Raw genomic sequence first — 18007 nt, 5'->3', positions numbered from 1 at the left:
AAAACTAGCGGTGTAGCAAAAAGGAGAGGGAGAGGAGAGGGAAACAAACAATTGGAAACATTCAGTAGCGAGCTAACCAAATAGCCCGCTGGCAATCTCGTGTCCCAAAGTGTACCCATTTACAATAATTGTGGTATTCAGTAGCTTATAAATAGATAAAAAAGACAAAGACCAATCTCCAAAACAGCCAAACACCTCCCAAAATACAGCAAAGAGCACCCCAAAGTACCCCCAAATACTACCCCCAACAGCGCCGATCTATACTTTGCGGAATCTAGGAGGGTATTAGAAAAAGGCAAGAGATATAACTACGCTAATGTACCCTATTACGGACTGAATATAGGGCGAAACAGTAGTGGGTTTTCGTTAGCCACGCTTGAACTGAGGAATGGATCCAAAGCCCCCTTTAGGGGGTTTGGGGGCTGAAGGAGGGCGTGGATAAGATGAGCCCCCTCCCTCCACCTTACCTATGGGCTCCCCCTTTAGGGGGCTGGGGGGCTTTAGCTTCAATGTATAGGATAGATAAAACCAAAATAACCTGAAAAAACTCTTGCTGAAAAAAAATATTATTCGTAACTTTGAGGCACTCAAGCATCCCAATAAAGATGGAGGGCTTACCGAGCAAGGCAATGTAAAATGACGAAAGTCGTATAGTTATATAATATGGATAACAAGATTCAGGAATTAGCCGAAAAGATCTACAAAGATGGAGTAGAGAAAGCCAATAGCCAAGCAGAGCAAATAGTAGCTAAGGCGGAATCTCAAGGACGTGACGCCCTAGAGAAGGCCAAGAGTGAAGCGGAGCGCATCGTAACTGAGGCTCGTGAGGAAGCTGAACGCCTCAAGACTCAGTCTGAGACAGAGGTCAGGAATATGGTCTCTAGCGCTGAGGATGCTCTTCAACTCAAAATCACAAGCATGATTAATAGCGCTGCGGTAAATAAGGCTATCGATGCAGCCTTTGCCAAGCCAGAGGCTCTTTATGGTGTGGTACTACAGATGGCTAAGCAACTATCTGGTGGCGTAGAGATTTCGACCAGTGATGCGAAGGGGCTAGAGGAGTATTTCCGTGCGGAAGCTCAGGATGTGCTCAATCAGGGGGTTAAGATCACTGAGGTGGCAGGTAAGTCGGCTAATTTTGACATCTCTCCAGAGGGTGCAGACTACAAGATCAATGTAAGTAAGGAGGCATTCGCTGAGTACTTCAAGGAGTTTATGCGTCCTCGTATGCGTGAAATCCTCTTTGGTGGCGAGTGATGGCGGGTTACTATACACTTGGCGCCCAGCTACCCACGCTTAAGCAGGGCGACTATCGCACGCACCAACTGACTAGTCGTGAATTTGTGACGCTTCTAAAGGAGCAGGCAACAAAGAGCGACCGTAAGCAGATAGACCTACTATTACTAAGGGAAGACAACGCTCTCCTTCTGCAAATATTACGTGGCAAGGAGGTAGTAGTCCCCGAGCACAAGATGTATGTGCTGGGGGAGGAAAAGCTACGCTTCTTGGTGGAAGCAACTAGGCAGCGACTAGAGGCGGAACGTAATGCGGTGACGGAGTATCAAGAGCTGGAGTACCCTAGGCTCCCTAAGCGTGTGTACCCTCGCTATATGGAGGAGTTTGTAACGCGCTACCTAACGGAGCAGCACGAGGGGGTAGACCAACCTTTTTTCTATGCTGATTTACTCCTGATGTCTTACGCCGAACATGTGCAGAAGGAGGGTAATGAGTTCCTCCGCAGGTGGTTCAAACTGGAGCAAGACATTGCAGCTACTCTGGCAGCAGTAACGGCAGATAAGTTTAAGCTTGATAGAAGCCTATATATATTGGGCGATCGCCCTTTGTACCAGTTGCTGAAGGCTGGAGACTGGAGCGAGATTACCTACACCCCAGAGGGCGAACTAGTGAGTGCTATGCGCAAGATTGCAGAGGAGGACAACCTCGCTGTGCGAGAGCAGAAGATCGATGATTACAAATGGCGACTTCTCGATGAAGAGACCTTTGCCGACATTTTCTCTATCAATGCGATGCTCGTCTATCTCCTGAAGCTACAAATACTGGAGCGCTGGGAGAAGCTAGACAAGGTGCAAGGAGAACAGCAGTTTAGGGAGATTGTATCTTCGCTAAATAAGGACTTCAAGCAGGAGATGGACGACTTTAAGCAATCACTCAAGAGTCATGCCAAGTCCAAAAGGGTAAGGCAAACCTCGGGAGGAGAGGATGAATAACATAAATACAAAGATTAAGACAATATACCGATGAAGACAACTGGCAAGGTGATAGGAGTGGTCTCCAACCTCGTGACCATCCTTGCAGATGGGCCTGTAGGGCAGAATGAGATCTGCTTTGTAAATGTAGGCGGCAGAAAGCTGATGGCGGAGGTGATCAAGGTAGAGGGCAATCACGCTATTGTGCAGGTATTTGAAAGCACAAGAGGTATGAGAGTGGGCGATACCGCTACCTTTGAGCAACACATGCTCGAGGTACAGCTGGGACCTGGTATGCTCTCAAGGAACTATGATGGTCTGCAAAATGACCTCGATAAGATGGAAGGGGTATTCCTCAGCCGAGGCGAATATACCGACCCCCTAGATAGAGAGAAACTATGGGCTTTCAAGCCTATTGCGGAAGTCGGCGACAGCGTAGAGGCTGCGAGTTGGCTGGGTGAGGTGGATGAGAATAATCAGCCACACAAGATTATGGTTCCCTTTGTCTTCAAAGGCTCTTACCAAGTGAAGAGTATTGTGGGAGCAGGCGAGTATACTGTAGACAGTGTGATTGCGGTGCTCACCGATGCCGAAGGCAAGGAGCATGAGGTAACCATGGTGCAGAAGTGGCCTGTGAAGAGGGCTATCACTGCGTACAGCGAGAAGCCAAGACCATTTAAGCTACTGGAGACAGGTGTGCGCGTAATAGACACCATGAATCCTATCGTGGAGGGTGGTACAGGATTTATCCCTGGTGCTTTCGGTACGGGAAAGACGGTGCTGCAGCACGCCATTAGTAAGCAAGCTGAGGCGGATATCGTTATCATAGCTGCCTGTGGAGAGCGTGCCAATGAGGTTGTGGAGATTTTCAAGGAGTTCCCTGAGCTTGTAGACCCTCATACAGGACGCAAGCTGATGGAGCGTACTATATTGGTAGCCAATACGTCTAACATGCCAGTGGCTGCCCGTGAGGCATCGGTATATACTGCTATGACTATGGCAGAGTATTATAGGAGTATGGGACTGAAGGTGCTCCTAATGGCAGACTCTACTTCTCGATGGGCTCAGGCACTTCGTGAGATGTCCAACCGACTCGAGGAGTTGCCTGGACCTGACGGCTTCCCAATGGACCTCTCGGCAATTATTGCCAACTTCTATGCTCGTGCCGGTTATGTATATCTGAATAATGGTAAGACAGGTTCGGTAACCTTTATCGGTACTGTTTCGCCAGCGGGAGGTAACCTCAAGGAGCCTGTAACGGAGAATACCCAGAAGGTGGCTCGCTGCTTCTATGCACTTGAGCAAGACCGTGCCGATAAGAAGCGTTATCCTGCGGTGAATCCTATTGAGAGCTACTCTAAGTACATCGAATACCCTGAGTTTGCCGAGGAGATTGCCAAGATCATGGGTAAAGAATGGCTAGAACTAGTAGGTGAAGCAAAGCGCCGTATGCTTCGTGGTCGTGAGGTGGCAGAGCAGATAAACATCTTGGGTGATGACGGTGTGCCACTAGACCACCATGAGACTTTCTGGAAGTCGGAGCTAATCGACTTTATCATCTACCAGCAGGATGCCTTTGATGATATTGATCAGATTACCCCACTGGAACGCCAGCAATTCATGATGGAATTGGTCATGAGTATATGTGCTAAGAACTTTGAGTTTGAAGGGTTTGAGGAGGTAGCTGACTTCTTCAAGAAACTCATCAATGTGCTCAAGCAGATGAACTACTCTGTCTTCAAGAGCGAGGAATTTGAGAAGTACCACAACGAAGCTAAGCAGATGATTGCTGCTCAGGGTGCAGAATAATAGATAAGGAGTAAGTATGGCAACTACAGCTTTTCAAAAGATATATACCAAGGTAACCAAGATTACCAAAGCGACTTGTACCCTCAATGCTAAGGATGTGGGCTTTGACGAGCTTGCGCTAGTGAATGGTAAACTAGCTCAGGTGGTGCGCATCTATGGTGAGGAAGTAACCCTACAGATCTTCCAAGGTACAGAGGATATCCCTACCGATGCCGAGGTTATCTTCCTAGGACATGCCCCTTCACTAAAGGTGAGCGATCAACTTGCTGGTCGATTCTTCAACGCTTATGGTGATCCTATTGATGGCGGCCCAGAGGTAGAGGGAAAGAGGATAGAGATTGGTGGTCCTTCGGTAAACCCTGTTCGTCGTGAACAACCTTCGGAGCTTATCGCTACAGGTATCTCTGGTATCGACCTCAATAACACCCTAGTAACAGGACAGAAGATTCCATTCTTCGCCGACCCAGACCAGCCTTACAACCAAGTGATGGCTACTGTGGCGATGCGTGCAGAGTCGGATAAAATTATCCTGGGAGGAATGGGACTAACGAATGACGACTACCTCTATTTCCGTAACACGTTCCAAAATGCGGGAGCGCTGGATCGTATCGTGAGTTTTGTGAATACCACTGAGGATCCTTCGGTAGAGCGTCTGCTTATTCCTGATATGGCACTAGCTGCGGCAGAGTATTTTGCGGTGGAGAAGAAAGAGAAGGTACTGGTACTACTCACTGACATGAGTAACTATGCCGATGCTCTTGCCATTGTATCGAATAAGATGGATCAGATTCCTTCGAAAGACTCAATGCCTGGTTCGCTCTACTCAGATCTTGCTAAGATCTACGAGAAGGCAGTGCAATTCCCTGATGGTGGTTCGATTACTATTATTGCGGTTACGACGCTATCGGGAGGAGATATCACTCATGCAGTGCCTGATAATACTGGATATATCACTGAGGGTCAGCTCTACCTACGCCAAGATAGTGAGGTGGGTAAGGTGATTGTAGACCCATTCCGTTCGCTCTCACGTCTGAAGCAGCTGGTAATTGGTAAGGAGACCCGTAAGGATCACCCACAGGTGATGAATGCTGCGGTACGTCTGTATGCCGATGCAGCCAATGCTCAGACCAAGCAAGAGAATGGTTTCGACCTCACCAACTACGACCAACGTGCGCTCGACTTCGCTCGTGAGTACTCTAAGGAACTACTTGCTATAGATGTAAACCTCGACTCTACCCAGATGTTGGACACCGCTTGGTCGCTCTTCGCTAAGCACTTCAACCAAGCAGAGGTAAATATCCGCCAGGAATTTGTGGAGAAGTACTGGCCGACCAATGCTTAAGAGATAATCGATGGCGATTAAGTTTCAATATAACAAAACCTCCCTCCAGCAACAGCGCAAGCAGCTGAAGGTGCGTGAAAGAGCCCTCCCTACTATCAAGAGCAAGGAGAGCGCCCTCCGAATGGAGGTGAAGCGCACCAAGGAGCATGTGGAAGAGATGGAGCGACAGTTGGAGGAGAGCATGCGGAGCTACGATAGCATGGTGGCACTGTGGAGCGAATTTGACCCAACTATTGTACGTGTCAACGATGTACAGGTGGAGATAAAGCGCTTTGCAGGGGTACAGATACCAGAGCTTGGTGAGATAGACTTCGAGGTACGCCCATTCAGCCTTATGACCACGCCTTCGTGGTATATGGATGGGACACAGCTCATCAAGAGTATGGCATCTATCGGTATCGAAGCTGAGGTGGGACGTATCAAGCTGGATCTACTGGATCATGCCAGGAGGAAGACTACCCAGAAGGTAAACCTTTTTGAGAAGGTACAGATCCCAGGGTACCAAGATGCTATCCGTAAGATCAAACGCTATCTGGAGGATGAGGAATCGCTCTCCAAAGCGTCACAGAAGATTATGCGCTCCAATCTGGAGGCAAAAGCCAAAAACAAAATAGGAGAAGAGCTATGATAGTACCAATGAAGAGATACTCTTACTTCGTATACGAACCAGAGTATCAGCAATTTCTCCATAAGCTCCGTGACCTAGGTGTAGTACAGGTGCGGCAGTATACCAATCCTCTGAAGGTAGAGGAGTTTGCACAAAATGTATCGCAACAAAACGATATTAAGCACCTACAGCAACGACTGAATACGGTGCGTAATGGCAATAAGCTAGAAGAGGGGCAGACACCAGACACAATAGAGCACAGCGATCTACCAGAGGGAGTAATCAATGATTACGAACTCTTTACAGCAACCTATTCGGAAACTCTGGATAAGATAGCTCAGGTAGAGAGTAAGCTCGCAGAGGTGCACAACCAGCAAAAGGAACTGGAGGTATGGGGAGACTTTGACCTTTCACTGATAAAGAAGCTAGAAGAGGCAGGCTACTTTGTCCACTTCTGGGTCGTGTCTCCAGCTCAGTTCAAAGAGGAATGGGAGCAGCAGTATGACGCTCAGGTAATTCAGAGCGAAGGGAGGTATACTTACTTCGTAACGGTGACCAGGCAAGCGACACCCCCTACCCTTGACCAAGCTGAGCTCCAAAAACTCCCAACAGCCAGCCTTAGCCAGCTAAAAGCAAAGGAGGACAAGCTAATGGATGAGAAGCGGCTACTACTCGGAAGCCGAAGCTACCTCGCTTATCACCCAGATGTATTGGCAGAGAAGGTTGTGGAGCTACAAAATAGCTTCAACATGAAGAATGCCAACTTCCAAGGCACTCGAATGTACGATGACAAGCTGGTGGTCGTAGAAGGCTGGGTACCCAAAGACCTTGCGCCCAAGATGGAGCAAGACCTGATGGATAGCGGTATCGCTTTCACTGAGCTAGAAATAGATAAGATAGAGGATGTCCCTGTAAAGCTAAAGAACAATAGGTTTACACGAGTATTTGAACCCCTTGTGGAGCTATTCTCTATGCCCAACTATGGTGAGCTTGACCCTACCCCATACATTGCCCCTTTCTTTATGGTATTCTTCGGAATATGCTTTGGTGACTCGGGCTATGGACTGATGGTATTGATAGTGGCGTCACTACTGAAGAGAAAAGCCAAACCCGCTGCCAAGAAGACGCTCGAACTAGCGCAATGGCTCGGACTCGCTGGTGTTGTTATTGGCTTCTTTAGTGGATCATTCTTCGGTGTGGAACTGGTAAAGGTACCATTCCTAGCAAGTATAAGGGAGTACTTCATCTCGTCTGAAAACATGATGATTATTGCCCCTGTTCTCGGATTTATCCAGATTATATTTGCGAAGTACATTGGTGCACTGAAGCGCACCAAACAAGTGGGCTTTACTAAAGCACTATCGTCGTATGCTTGGCCCACACTTATCATCGTACTGGCAGTACTCGTAGGGCTACCGATGATAGAAGTGAGCATCCCTCAATGGGCTACTTATGTCCTCTACGGTATTACTGGACTGTGTGTGCTCTTGGTGCTCTTCTACAATACACCAGGGAAAAACATCTTTGTCAACTTCGGTGCAGGACTATGGCACACTTATAATATTGTGTCGGGATTACTGGGAGATACCCTTTCCTACATCCGTCTCTTTGCTATCGGACTTACAGGTGCCGTACTCGGTGGAGTGTTTAATAACCTTGCTGTAATGGCAACATCAGGACTCCCAATACTATTGGCTGTCCCTGTGGGAGCATTCATCTTGGTACTCGGACACGGTATCAACTTTGGGCTAACAACAATTGGCGCCCTAGTACACCCTATCCGACTGATCTACGTAGAATACTTCAATAACTCCGACTTTGAGGGAGGTGGTATCACCTATGACCCTCTAAGGAAACTTGAAGTAGAAAAAGACTAATCAGAAGAAAGAATAATAATTTATAACTTAGATAAACGAACACTTATGGAATTAAATTTGATTTTGGCATACCTAGGCGTATTCGCAATGGTAGGCATCAGTGGCATGGGTAGTGCATTCGGCCTATTCTTCACGGGACAGGCAACGATTGGCGCTATGCGCAAAGACCCAACACAGATGGGTAAGTACATCGGCCTCTCGGCACTGCCAGCTTCCCAAGGTCTGTATGGCTTCATCGGCTTTTTCCTAGCTAAGGATCTTATCAATCCTGAGATGTCTTTCATGGCATCTGTAGCCATCCTTATGATGGGTCTATTGGTAGGTATCGTGGGTATGGCGAGTGCTAATCGCCAAGGACGTATCCTAGCTAATGGTATCGCAGCAACTGCTGATGGTCACAGTGTGCTTGCATCTACAATGGTGATGGCAGCATTCCCAGAGCTTTATGCTATCCTTGGACTGCTTGTTTCTATCCTAGTATTTGGTGGTCTAGCATAATCAGATACTCATATAATAAAGGGTAGGAACTCAGACGATTTTCTACCCTTTATTGTACCCAGTAGCTGTACCTAATCAGAGCTCATACAAGAGGTTCCGCTGAGACCATTGCAATGGTAGTGGTCACATACCTAAGGAACCAAGCTCAATTAGTTATGGGGGAAAGGTTGTTATATGGCAAGGTTTTACTTATTTCCGAGGTTAATTGGTCTATAATGGGTACCTTTACTCGCAGAAAGCAAATTCAACATATAATTTATACATTTAATAACACAGTGACGATGAAAAAGCACAATTTCTACGCTGGCCCTTCGATCTTAAATGACGGGGTAATTAAGGAAGCAGCTAAGGCTGTTGAGAACTTTGCAGGTACTGGACTCTCTCTCCTCGAGGTATCCCACAGAGGTAAGGAGTTTGTGGCTGTTATGGACGAGGCTATTGCTCTATTCAAGGAGCTTCTCGACATTCCAGAGACCCACGAGGTAGTATTTGTAGGTGGTGGTGCTAGCCTCCAGTTCTACATGGGTGCGCTCAACTTCCTCAAGACTAAGGCTGCATATCTCGATACTGGTACTTGGGCAAGCAATGCTATCAAGCAAGCTAAGTATGTAGGTGAGGTAGTAGTAGTTGGTAGCTCTAAGGAGGACAACTATACTTATATCCCTGAGTACACTGTACCAAGCGATGTAGATTACTTCCACTACACTTCCAACAATACCATCTATGGTACTGAGATTAAGAAGGATCCAATCGTAGACGTTCCACTGATTTGCGATATGTCATCAGACATCTTCAGCCGTCCAGTAGATGTATCTAAGTACGACCTTATCTATGGTGGTGCACAGAAGAACCTAGCTCCAGCAGGTGTTACCTTCGCTATCGTACGTAAGGACAAGCTAGAGCAGGTAGATCGTCCACTGCCAACAATGCTTAACTACAAGACTCACGTAGATAAGGGCAGTATGTTCAATACACCTCCTGTATTCCCTGTATACGTAGCGCTACAAACCCTCAAGTGGTACAAGAGCCTAGGTGGTATCCCTGTAATGCAGAAAATGAACGAAGAGAAGGCTGCAGTACTTTATGATGCTATCGACTCTTCTAAGATTTTCCGTGGTACTGCTCGCGAGCAGGATCGTTCGCTCATGAACATCTGCTTCGTAATGAAGGACGAGTACAAGGAGCTAGAGAAGCCATTCCTCGACCTCGCTACAGAGCGTGGTATGATGGGTATCAAGGGGCACCGCTCAGTAGGTGGTTTCCGCGCTTCTACCTACAATGCACTTCCTATCGAGAGCGTAAGAGCACTCGTAGATGTAATGAAGGAGTTTGAGAAGAATATGTAAAAACTAATGGATGTGGAGCCACGGGACACCGTGGCTCTGCATCATTATATATAAGTAGATATGCAGAAAGTATTGATCGCTACGGAGAAGCCATTTGCTCCGATAGCAGTAGAGAAGATAAGAGGTATTGTAGAGAGCAACGGACTAGAGCTAGTGCTCCTAGAGAAGTACACCGAGAAAGCTCAACTACTTGAGGCTGTAAAGGACGTTGATGCTATGATTGTTCGTAGCGACAAAGTGGATGCAGAGGTTATCGAGGCTGGTAAGAACCTCAAGATTGTGGTTCGTGCTGGTGCTGGTTATGACAATGTAGACTGCGAAGCTGCTACTAAGCACAACGTAGTTGTTATGAATACCCCTGGTCAGAACGCCAATGCTGTAGCAGAGCTTGTATTTGCAATGCTACTATTCCACATCCGCAAGGGCTTTACTGGGGCATCTGGTAGCGAGCTTATGGGCAAGCGCCTAGGCGTAATGAGCTATGGTAATATCGGTGAGAATGCTGCTCGCATCGCTCAGGGATTCGGTATGCATGTCTATGCTTACAGCCGCTCTACCCCAGCCGACTACTTCGTAAAGGATGGTTTCGAGTTCTTCGTAAACCGTAAGGCGATGTTCGAGGTATGCGACATCATGGTACTCGCTATGCCATCTGCTGCAAATACCAAGGGTATGATCAATTATGAGCTGCTCAGCTCAATGCCAAAGGGCGCTATCCTTGTAAATATCGCTCGTAAGGATCTTATCAATGAGGCAGACCTAATGAGGGTGCTCGCAGAACGTCCTGACATCAGCTACCTTACCGACGTAAAGCCAGACGCAGAGGCTGAGATCATCGAGAAGTTTGGCAAGCAGTACTTCTCTACCGACAAGAAGATGGGCGCACAGACCGCAGAGGCAAACATCAATGCTGGTATGGCTGCTGCTTCTCAGATTGCTAGCTATCTACTTACTGGTAACGAAAAGTTTAGAGTAAATAAGTAATCGCAGACACATAGTGAATGGTGAAGGGGGTATACGCCTCTTCACTATTCACTTCACACTGTTCATTATATTATAATAGATATGATTGTAAAGCCATTTAGGGGCATTCGCCCTCCAAGGAATCTTGTAGAGAAGGTCAATTCTCGCCCTTATGACGTACTCAATAGCGACGAAGCACGCAAGGAGTCTGAGGGCAATGAGATGTCACTCTATCACATCATCCGTCCCGAGATCAACTTCCCTGTAGGTAAGGACGAGCACGACGAGGATGTATATGAGATGGCAGCTACACAATTTGCCAACTTCCAGAAGAAGGGCTGGTTGGTAAAAGACGAGAAGCCTAACTACTACATTTACGCTCAGACAATGGACGGTCGTACCCAGTATGGTATCGTCCTTGGTGCTTATGTAGACGACTACATGGAGGGCCGTATCAAAAAGCATGAGCTTACTCGTAAGGATAAGGAAGAGGATCGCATGAAGCATGTACGTGTCAATAATGCCAATGTAGAGCCTGTATTCTTCGCTTTCGAGGACAATGCTACCCTACAAGCTATCATCGATAAGTACAAGGCAACTGAGCCAGAGTACAACTTCGTGGTAGACCTTGATGGCTTCGGTCATACCTTCTGGGTAATCAGCGATGAGAAGGATATCGAAACCATCACCAAGGCTTTCGAGGCTATCCCATATATGTACATCGCCGATGGTCACCACCGCTCAGCTGCAGCTGCTCTCATCGGTGACGAGAAGAGGAGAAATAATCCTAACCATACTGGCGACGAGGAGTACAACTACTTCATGGCAGTTTGTTTCCCAGCTAGTCACCTTCACATCATTGACTACAACCGTGTAGTGAAGGACCTCAATGGCAATACCCCTGAGCAGTTCTTGGAGAAGCTAGGCGAGAAGTTTACCGTAGAGGAGAAGGGTACTGAAATCTACCACCCAACAGCTCTTCACAACTTCTCTCTATACCTAGGTGGTAAGTGGTATTCACTCACTGCTAAGGAGGGCACCTACGATGACAATGATCCTATCGGGGTACTTGATGTCACCATCTCTAGCGATTACATCCTTCGTGATATCCTCGATATCCAGGACCTCCGTACCAGCAAGCGTATCGATTTCGTTGGCGGTATCCGTGGTCTTGAAGAGCTCAAGCGCCGTGTAGATAGTGGCGAGATGGTAGCAGCCCTAGCGCTCTACCCTGTAACCATGAAGCAGCTCATCAATATCGCTGATAGTGGTAATATCATGCCTCCAAAGACCACTTGGTTCGAGCCAAAGCTACGCTCTGGTCTAGTCATCCACTCACTCGAGGAGGAGAAGTAAGACATACAGACAAAATAGAAAGGGGGTACTTCTATTCACACTCGTGAAGGAAGTGCCTGCTTTCTCCATTTATAAGCTTTATACAATATATGTCACAAAATAAGAGAATCGAGAGCGACCTTCTCGGCGAAGTAGAGCTCTCAAACGAACACCTTTATGGAGTGCAGACAGCACGAGCTATCGAGAACTTCAAATTCTCTCCCTTCAAGATTAACAACTACCCCCACTTTGTAGAGGGTCTAGCGCTAACCAAGAAGGGTGCAGCGATGGCTAATCATGAGCTTGGTCTCCTCACCGACGACCAAGCTAAAGCCATTGAGCAGGCTTGCGATGAGATTATCGCTGGTCAGCACCACGAGGACTTCGTAGTGGATATGTTCCAAGGTGGCGCAGGTACGTCTACCAATATGAATGCCAATGAGGTTATCACCAACCGTGCCCTCGAGATAATGGGCTATGAGCGTGGCGATTACAAGACCCTCAGCCCCAACGACCACACCAACCTCTCACAGTCTACCAACGACGCTTACCCTACCGCTATTCACCTAGGTCTGTATCGTACCTACCTAGACATGATTCCACACATCGAGGATCTAGTAAAGAGTTTTCGCAATAAGGGTGAGGAGTTCAAGGATATCATTAAGATGGGACGTACTCAGCTCCAAGATGCGGTGCCAATGACACTTGGGCAGACCTTCAATGCGTTTGCCTCCATCCTAGAGCACGAGATACCCAACCTCAAGCACGCAGCAGACCAGCTATTGGTCAATAACATGGGTTCTACCGCCATTGGTACAGGTATCTGCTCCGTACCAGGTTACCGTGAAGCCTGTGCAAAGGCACTTAGCAAAATCACTGGTTGGGACGTCACCGCAGCCGACGACATGGTAGCAGCTACCTCAGACACCTCTCACATGATAGGTTACTCAGCTGCCCTACGCCGTATTGCAGTTAAGCTCAGCAAGATTTCCAACGACCTTCGCCTCATCTCAAGTGGTCCCCGCGCTGGTCTAGGAGAGATCAACCTCCCAGCTCGTCAGCCAGGCTCTAGCATCATGCCAGGTAAGGTCAATCCTGTAATCCCTGAAGTGGTTACCCAGGTAGCAATGAAGGTGATTGGCAATGATGTCTGTGTCACCATGGCAGGCGAAGCATCCCAGATGGAGCTCAACGCTATGGAGCCTATTATGGCACAGTGCTGCTTCGAGAGCTCACACCTACTAGTACAGGCAATGGACACCCTCCGCACCCTTTGTATCGATGGCATCACTGCTAATCCAAAGGCAACAGAGGAGAATGTACACAATAGCATCGGTGTAGTGACAGCGCTCAACCCATACATCGGGTATAAGAACTCTACTAAGATCGCTAAGGAAGCGATGGCAACTGGTCGTGGTATCGTAGATATCGTGCTAGAGAAGGGCATCCTTTCTAAGGAGCAACTCGATGAGATCCTTGCGCCTAAGAACCTCATCCAGCCAGTAAGGCTCAATATCAAGCCTCTTAAGGACTTCGAGGACTAATCCCCTCCAGCATACAAATTTATAAAGGCTTCCCCACAACACGCTATGGGGAAGCCTTTCTCTATCCTCTCAAACCATCACCCATCGTTCGACCTATTACGTAATCATAATGTACTTTCTTAGCTGCGGGGATTTTTGTAGTTTTGTATGTAATATAAGGGAGGGGCAGGCTGAGATGATACAACTCGTCTTGCCGTGCACTGACAACCATTGAGGAGAGATAGATGAGCGAAATCGTATTGAAAGGTGTGAGGGTCAATAACCTCAAAGGGGTATCACTCGAGATACCTCGTAATCAATTGGTGGTACTATCGGGGTTGAGTGGTAGTGGCAAGACCTCCCTAGCATTTGACACCCTTTATGCCGAAGGACAAAGACGATATGTGGAGAGCCTCAGCGTGTACGCTCGCCAGTTTGTCAGCAAGATGGCAAAGCCCGAAGCCGATGTGATAACAGGCATCCCTCCTGCCATTGCGATCCAGCAACGCAAATTCAATAAGAGTCCACGCTCCACTGTAGGTACCGTCACCGAGATCTACGACTACCTGCGCATGCTCTATGCACGTATTGGTCATACCATTAGCCCTGTGAGTGGCAAAGAGGTGACTCGGCATACCACCAATGATGTCCTAGCCTTTGTGAATGCCCTCCCAGAGGGGACCAAGTATATGGTATGCGCCCCCATGAGTGTCCCTCGTGGGCGCCCCCTCTTCGACCACCTACAACTTCAGCTCGCCAATGGTTTCAGCCGTCTTCTGCTTGAGGATGGCACCGTTGCCCGAATCCAAGACCTCCTGGATAGTAAAGGGCTCGATAAGATGAAAAAGAGCGGAATGCACTTGGTCATCGATCGTCTTGTGGTACAGCCCGACAACGATGCTACCAATAATAGGCTCGGCAATTCAGTAGAAACAGCATTCTTTGAGGGCGGAGGCACGGCACTGATTAAGTACGACGGCGGAGAAGAGCTATTTAGTGACCGCTTCGAACTAGATGGAATCACCTTCGAAGAGCCTACCGATAAACTCTTCAGCTTCAATAGCTCCGTAGGGGCATGTCCGACATGTGAGGGCTATAGCCAAGTAATGGGTATCGACGAAGACCTCGTGATACAGGACAAGCGTCTCTCTCTATATGAAGAGTGCGTAATGCCCTGGCGAGGGGCGAAGATGAGTGAATGGCAAAAGGACTTTATCCAAAAGACAGAGAAACTAGGATTCCCTATCCATCGTCCCTACAAAGATCTCACCGATGATGAAAAAGACCTCCTCTGGAATGGCAATCAGCTTCCCGCCCACGGCTACAGTCGTGACAAGATATACGGCATTAATGATTTCTTTGAGCACGTAGAGCAAAGACAATACAAGATGCACTACCGCATCATGCTGGCCCGCTACCGAGGGCGTTCTCTCTGCCCCACCTGTAAAGGCAAGCGACTCCGCAAGGAGGCACTATACGTACAGATAGGCGGTAAAGACATCTCCCAGCTGGTAGTGCTCCCCATCTCAGACCTCCGTATATGGCTCGACCAACTACAGCTTAGTGAGCACGACCTATTGATAGGCAAAAGGCTCCTCGACGAACTGAAGTACCGAGTGGCTTTTCTCGATGACATCGGGCTTGGCTATCTCACCCTCGACCGAGTAGCTGGCACGCTATCGGGTGGTGAGGGGCAGCGCATCCAGCTAGCCACCTCACTTGGTGGCGGTTTGATTGGCACCCTCTATATCCTCGACGAGCCCAGTATCGGACTACACGCTCGAGACACTCATCTCCTCATCAACATCATGAAAGAGCTCCGCGACATGGGTAATACAGTAGTCGTGGTAGAGCACGACGAAGAGGTGATCCGTTCGGCCGACCTAGTTATCGACATTGGTCCAGAGTCTGGCATTGGTGGAGGAGAAGTAGTATGGCAAGGAAGCCCCAACAAGCTCCCCAAGAAGTCCAATAGCTACACCGTAGAGTACCTATCGGGCAGGAAGAGCATCCCTTGGCCTAATAAGCGACGCACCTCCAAGAGTAGTATCACCGTAAAGGGAGCCTACAAGCACAATCTCAAAGGGATAGACGTCACATTCCCATTAAGAATAATCACGGTAGTGACTGGGGTCAGTGGTTCGGGAAAGAGTACATTAGTCCGCGAGATATTCTACGAAGGTGTAGAGCGCTTGGTCAATCACGACCCTCTCACCAAGATAGCTTGCGACGGCATCACGGGAAGCATCTCCAGCGTGAAGCGCGTGGAGTATGTAGATCAGGACTCTTTGGGTATCTCTACTCGCTCCAATCCTGTGACTTATATAGGGGTGTACGACGACATCCGCCGGTTGATGGCGAACCAGCAATTGGCTCGTCAGCTAGGATTTACACATCAGTACTTCTCCTTCAATACCGAGGGAGGACGCTGCGAAACCTGCCGGGGCGAAGGAGTCATTACCATAGAGATGCAGTTCATGGCAGATATGACCATTCCTTGTGACGAATGCCACGGCAAGCGCTTCAATGAAGAGGTACTTGAGGTGACCTTCCACGACAAAAACATTGCAGATATACTCGAACTTTCGGTAGATGAAGCTATCTCTTTCTTTGGTCAATACACCGAAGAGACCTCCCATGCCCTCAAGATTGTAGAAGGGCTACAAGTCCTTTCCGATGTAGGTTTAGGTTATATCAAACTTGGGCAAAGCTCCAGCACTCTATCGGGAGGAGAGAGTCAGCGAGTGAAGCTTGCCTCACACCTTATGGACAAAGGCAAGAAGCCTACTCTCTTTATCTTTGACGAGCCAACCACTGGTCTCCATATCCACGATATCAATGTACTCATGCGCTCCTTCCAAGCCCTGATAGACCATGGGCATACCGTGGTAATTGTTGAGCACAATATGGAGGTTATCAAGTGCGCCGACTACATCATTGACCTAGGGCCTGAAGGAGGCGCTAAGGGCGGCAACTTAGTTTACCAGGGCACACCCGAAGGTCTCATGGAGGTAGCCGAAAGCTATACTGGGCGCTTCCTCAAGGAGAAATACCAGCAAGACCACAAGAAATGATACCCGAAAGCCACCTCCACTACATTTGGGCCAATAGGCTATACGATAGGATTTCCCTTGAGGGCAATCCCATTGAGGTGGTGGATGTGGGACAGCTCAATAGCCACGATGGTCCCGACTTCGAACTCGCGCGAGTGCGCATCAAGGGAATAGAGTGGGCTGGTGCGGTAGAAATCCATAGGAAAGCCTCTGAGTGGCAAGAGCACGGGCACCAGCACGATGTTCGATACAACTCGGTCATCCTACACGTAGTCCTCGAGAATAATCTTGCTGTCCGGGATCAGGCAAATAGGGCAGTACCTGCCGCCATCATGGAGGTAGATCCCTCTGTACTCGACGGTCTAAGTAGGTTGGAGGTAAGTAATCAGAGCCTCAGATGTATGCCCGACTTCCTCTATATGGGTAGCGAACGTTTTCTCGACGAGGCTTTGACCCTTCTACCTCAGAGGATAGAGGAAAAACTATCACTCCTCCGTGCTCGCTCCGATAGCGACCACTTCAATTCTATCTTTTACCTCACCCTGATGCGGTATGTAGGAGCGCACCAAAACAATGAGCAAATGGAGTCCATCGCTCGCGCCCTACCCTACCAATACCTCAAGAAACACGCTTCGGATGCCACTGCACTAGAAGCGATGCTCCTAGGACAAGCGGGGTTATTGGCAGAGACTCCTCGGGATGAGTATGAGGCAAATCTGATTGGGGAATATCAGTTTTACCGACAGAAGTTCTCCCTCACACCACAACCCAAAGAGCATTTCCGCTATCTGCGTCTGCGCCCATCTGCCTTTCCTGCCCGTATGCTAGGGATTGTAGCTCAGATTATTCACCACGAGGAGGAGCTACTCAGTGCTATTACCCGCTTAGACCATCGAGCCATTGTACACTGGCTGAGTGTGAAACCCTCCGAGTATTGGCAAAGACACTACGACTTTGGACGAACACTCCCAAAAGCATTAGGAGGCTTAGGTGAAAACAATCTTCGTTCATTAATCATTAATACCATAATCCCCACTGTCTACTATTATGCCCAGCAGACGGGCGACCAAATGCTGGCGCAAAGGGCAATGGACTGGCTATTCAGGTTGCCTCCGGAGTCCAATCAGTATACTAAGTTATTCACCTCACATGGCGTTTGCCCAAGATACTCAGCCGATAGCCAAGCCCTCTTGCAGCTCTACCACCGCTATTGCCAACCAATGTATTGCTTACGATGCCCCATAGCCATTACCCATTTCCAAGCACTCCGCAGCACAAAAGCATCCCATTCGTAACCCTTCGGTGGCCGCTTTGCTTCAGGGCAAACGCATGCAACGTACTCCACGTGGGAATTCACAGGAGATCTTGGTAAAATCATTTTTAGAGTGCAAGATACGCAACAGCCTGTTGCACAATTAGGTGAGGTTTCTTAAATACTTTCGACTAT

Annotated in this window: 13 protein-coding genes; all 13 read left to right on the top strand. The window is 48.3% G+C overall.

Annotated elements, in window-relative coordinates; all coding sequences use genetic code 11:
* The first annotated feature begins 663 nt into the window (after positions 1-663).
* The 13 genes from A3GG_RS0100995 (at position 664) to A3GG_RS0100935 (ending at position 17855) form a co-directional block, all read left to right on the top strand.
* Positions 664-1257: a hypothetical protein gene (locus A3GG_RS0100995; RefSeq protein WP_018357481.1), complete on the top strand. Its 594-nt coding sequence runs from the start codon at positions 664-666 to the stop codon at positions 1255-1257.
* Positions 1257-2228, top strand: coding sequence for a DUF2764 family protein (locus tag A3GG_RS0100990; protein WP_018357480.1), 972 nt, complete (start codon positions 1257-1259; stop codon positions 2226-2228). The genes A3GG_RS0100995 and A3GG_RS0100990 overlap by 1 nt, the downstream gene beginning before the upstream one ends.
* A 30-nt stretch (positions 2229-2258) precedes the next feature.
* Positions 2259-4016, top strand: a complete 1758-nt coding sequence (locus tag A3GG_RS0100985) for a V-type ATP synthase subunit A (protein ID WP_018357479.1) — start codon at positions 2259-2261, stop codon at positions 4014-4016.
* A gap of 16 nt (positions 4017-4032) precedes the next feature.
* A complete protein-coding gene (locus A3GG_RS0100980) occupies positions 4033-5358 on the top strand; it encodes a V-type ATP synthase subunit B (protein ID WP_018357478.1) in 1326 nt (441 codons plus the stop codon).
* 10 nt (positions 5359-5368) lie between these two features.
* Positions 5369-5986 carry a V-type ATP synthase subunit D gene (locus A3GG_RS0100975; protein WP_018357477.1) on the top strand — a complete coding sequence of 206 codons (618 nt, stop codon included), beginning with the start codon at positions 5369-5371 and terminating at the stop codon, positions 5984-5986.
* Positions 5983-7842 carry a V-type ATP synthase subunit I gene (locus tag A3GG_RS0100970; RefSeq protein WP_018357476.1) on the top strand — a complete coding sequence of 620 codons (1860 nt, stop codon included), beginning with the start codon at positions 5983-5985 and terminating at the stop codon, positions 7840-7842. The genes A3GG_RS0100975 and A3GG_RS0100970 overlap by 4 nt, the downstream gene beginning before the upstream one ends.
* A gap of 45 nt (positions 7843-7887) precedes the next feature.
* The gene (locus A3GG_RS0100965; RefSeq protein WP_018357475.1) at positions 7888-8340 is read left to right on the top strand and encodes a hypothetical protein; all 453 of its coding nucleotides are present in this window, start codon (positions 7888-7890) and stop codon (positions 8338-8340) included.
* A 281-nt stretch (positions 8341-8621) separates the two neighbouring features.
* Positions 8622-9686: a 3-phosphoserine/phosphohydroxythreonine transaminase gene (gene serC, locus A3GG_RS0100960; RefSeq protein ID WP_018357474.1), complete on the top strand. Its 1065-nt coding sequence runs from the start codon at positions 8622-8624 to the stop codon at positions 9684-9686.
* Positions 9687-9746: 60 nt separating this feature from the next.
* A complete protein-coding gene (locus tag A3GG_RS0100955) occupies positions 9747-10670 on the top strand; it encodes an NAD(P)-dependent oxidoreductase (protein WP_018357473.1) in 924 nt (307 codons plus the stop codon).
* 81 nt (positions 10671-10751) lie between these two features.
* Positions 10752-12005 (top strand): DUF1015 domain-containing protein, encoded by a 1254-nt coding sequence (locus tag A3GG_RS0100950; protein WP_018357472.1) that lies wholly within the window; start codon positions 10752-10754, stop codon positions 12003-12005.
* A gap of 89 nt (positions 12006-12094) precedes the next feature.
* Positions 12095-13528 (top strand): aspartate ammonia-lyase, encoded by a 1434-nt coding sequence (locus tag A3GG_RS0100945; RefSeq protein WP_018357471.1) that lies wholly within the window; start codon positions 12095-12097, stop codon positions 13526-13528.
* Between the two features lie 224 nt (positions 13529-13752).
* Positions 13753-16581: an excinuclease ABC subunit UvrA gene (gene uvrA / locus A3GG_RS0100940; RefSeq protein ID WP_018357470.1), complete on the top strand. Its 2829-nt coding sequence runs from the start codon at positions 13753-13755 to the stop codon at positions 16579-16581.
* The gene (locus A3GG_RS0100935; protein ID WP_018357469.1) at positions 16578-17855 is read left to right on the top strand and encodes a DUF2851 family protein; all 1278 of its coding nucleotides are present in this window, start codon (positions 16578-16580) and stop codon (positions 17853-17855) included. Before uvrA ends, A3GG_RS0100935 begins: the two co-directional genes overlap by 4 nt.
* The last annotated feature ends 152 nt before the right edge of the window (positions 17856-18007 follow it).

Source organism: Porphyromonas levii DSM 23370 (assembly GCF_000379925.1).
GTDB classification, from domain to species: Bacteria; Bacteroidota; Bacteroidia; order Bacteroidales; family Porphyromonadaceae; genus Porphyromonas_A; species Porphyromonas_A levii.
This window is presented reverse-complemented; position numbering and strand designations above follow the sequence as displayed.

Excerpts from the sequence above, each read along its gene's own strand:
- A3GG_RS0100995 (WP_018357481.1), top strand. The coding sequence starts at position 664 with ATGGATAACAAGATTCAGGAATTAGCCGAAAAGATCTACAAAGATGGA.
- A3GG_RS0100990 (WP_018357480.1), top strand. The coding sequence starts at position 1,257 with ATGGCGGGTTACTATACACTTGGCGCCCAGCTACCCACGCTTAAGCAG.
- A3GG_RS0100985 (WP_018357479.1), top strand. The coding sequence starts at position 2,259 with ATGAAGACAACTGGCAAGGTGATAGGAGTGGTCTCCAACCTCGTGACC.
- A3GG_RS0100980 (WP_018357478.1), top strand. The coding sequence starts at position 4,033 with ATGGCAACTACAGCTTTTCAAAAGATATATACCAAGGTAACCAAGATT.
- A3GG_RS0100975 (WP_018357477.1), top strand. The coding sequence starts at position 5,369 with ATGGCGATTAAGTTTCAATATAACAAAACCTCCCTCCAGCAACAGCGC.
- A3GG_RS0100970 (WP_018357476.1), top strand. The coding sequence starts at position 5,983 with ATGATAGTACCAATGAAGAGATACTCTTACTTCGTATACGAACCAGAG.
- A3GG_RS0100965 (WP_018357475.1), top strand. The coding sequence starts at position 7,888 with ATGGAATTAAATTTGATTTTGGCATACCTAGGCGTATTCGCAATGGTA.
- serC (WP_018357474.1), top strand. The coding sequence starts at position 8,622 with ATGAAAAAGCACAATTTCTACGCTGGCCCTTCGATCTTAAATGACGGG.
- A3GG_RS0100955 (WP_018357473.1), top strand. The coding sequence starts at position 9,747 with ATGCAGAAAGTATTGATCGCTACGGAGAAGCCATTTGCTCCGATAGCA.
- A3GG_RS0100950 (WP_018357472.1), top strand. The coding sequence starts at position 10,752 with ATGATTGTAAAGCCATTTAGGGGCATTCGCCCTCCAAGGAATCTTGTA.
- A3GG_RS0100945 (WP_018357471.1), top strand. The coding sequence starts at position 12,095 with ATGTCACAAAATAAGAGAATCGAGAGCGACCTTCTCGGCGAAGTAGAG.
- uvrA (WP_018357470.1), top strand. The coding sequence starts at position 13,753 with ATGAGCGAAATCGTATTGAAAGGTGTGAGGGTCAATAACCTCAAAGGG.
- A3GG_RS0100935 (WP_018357469.1), top strand. The coding sequence starts at position 16,578 with ATGATACCCGAAAGCCACCTCCACTACATTTGGGCCAATAGGCTATAC.